2 pseudogenes are annotated in these 1,219 nt (G+C 62.8%); one reads left to right on the top strand and one right to left on the bottom strand.

The features are described 5' to 3' along the window. A pseudogene (locus FE811_RS26915) lies at positions 1-449 on the bottom strand (recombinase family protein); the annotation flags it as partial. 298 nt (positions 450-747) lie between these two features. Here FE811_RS26915 and FE811_RS26910 point away from each other — a divergent pair. Further along, positions 748-1,219 (top strand): annotated as a pseudogene (locus FE811_RS26910) (septum site-determining protein MinC); the annotation flags it as partial.

Below are 1,219 nucleotides of genomic sequence, written 5' to 3'. Positions count from 1 at the left end.
GCAGCCAGAAAAATTTGCAACAGAGCCATTCGCTCTACGAGCCCCCTCACCGCTTCCTTCGCCCCCTCCATCCCCTCGGCATCGCCTAGCCCGCGGATCAGCGCGCCAACACGCTCTCGGTAGGTGCGCGCCATCGACGAATGAAACCGCACCGGCTCCGGTGCTGCGGACGTGGCGATTTCCGCCTCCAGCTCCTTGCGACGCGAATCGAGCGCGATCATCCGGTCGCGCACCTGCTCTGCCGGAATGCCGGCCACGATCGCGTCGACAAGCTTGCTATGATCACGCGTCACACCGGCCAGCTCCTTCTCGAGCCGGCTCCGCCCGGCCATGGCTACCGCCTGCAACCGGTTCCGCTCCTCGGCGTAGGCTAGGCAAAAGGCTTCTACCATCTCGGGGTCCATCAGATGGTGCTCCAGGGCGTTGAGGGCCGCGCTCTCCAGATCCATGCGTTTGATTGTCCGCATGTTGGTGCAGATCGCGCTGCCCTTGTTGCGCGCGGGGGAGCAACCGAAGGAATGCCATCACGACATTGCCAAATGGTGCAACGTCAAGATGCAGATGAGCCTGCAATACCCGTATGAGCGGAATGTCTCCGTGCCCGCAGGGGAGTGTTAGCGGGAAATCGCTCAATCCGTTTGTCCGCGAAATTCCACGATGCGCAGCCCTGCCGAATGGGTCTACGAGATTCGAAAACAAGGGCGCAGTCGAATCGCACCCAGAGACGAGAGCAGGAGCACGATCCAGGTGCGGACCAACAAAGCAAACGGCCGGGGCGCGCGCGCTTCGGTTGCGGCGCAGCCTTTTCAGATCCGCGGACGCTTCATCACCGCGATTGCCCTGCGGGTGGATAGCGAAGCGATCGACACTGCTTTCTACGATGCCCTTGACGAACAATTGCGGCGCGCGCCCCAGCTTCTTCTGGATGCCCCGCTGATCCTCGACTTGGGGATGGTGCCCGGGCTGACTGATATCGACGGCCTCCGCGCCCTGGTGGAGCAACTGCGCAGGCGCGATCTGCAGGTCTTCGGGGTGCAGAACGCCTCGGACGCGCAATGTGCTGCCGCCGAGGAACTGGGGCTGATCCCGATCACCATCGGACGCGAAATCCCGGCCGAAAGGGCCGGAACAGGACGGCGCAAGATCGACAAGCTGCTGCCGCCGGACAACAAGCTGATCACCGAACCGGTGCGGGCTCTGTTGCAAATTTTTCTGGCTG

The organism is Paracoccus sp. FO-3 (assembly GCF_006386455.1).
GTDB lineage: Bacteria > Pseudomonadota > Alphaproteobacteria > Rhodobacterales > Rhodobacteraceae > Paracoccus > Paracoccus versutus.
Note: the sequence above shows the minus strand (reverse complement) of the source record. Positions and strands in the feature narration are given on the sequence as shown.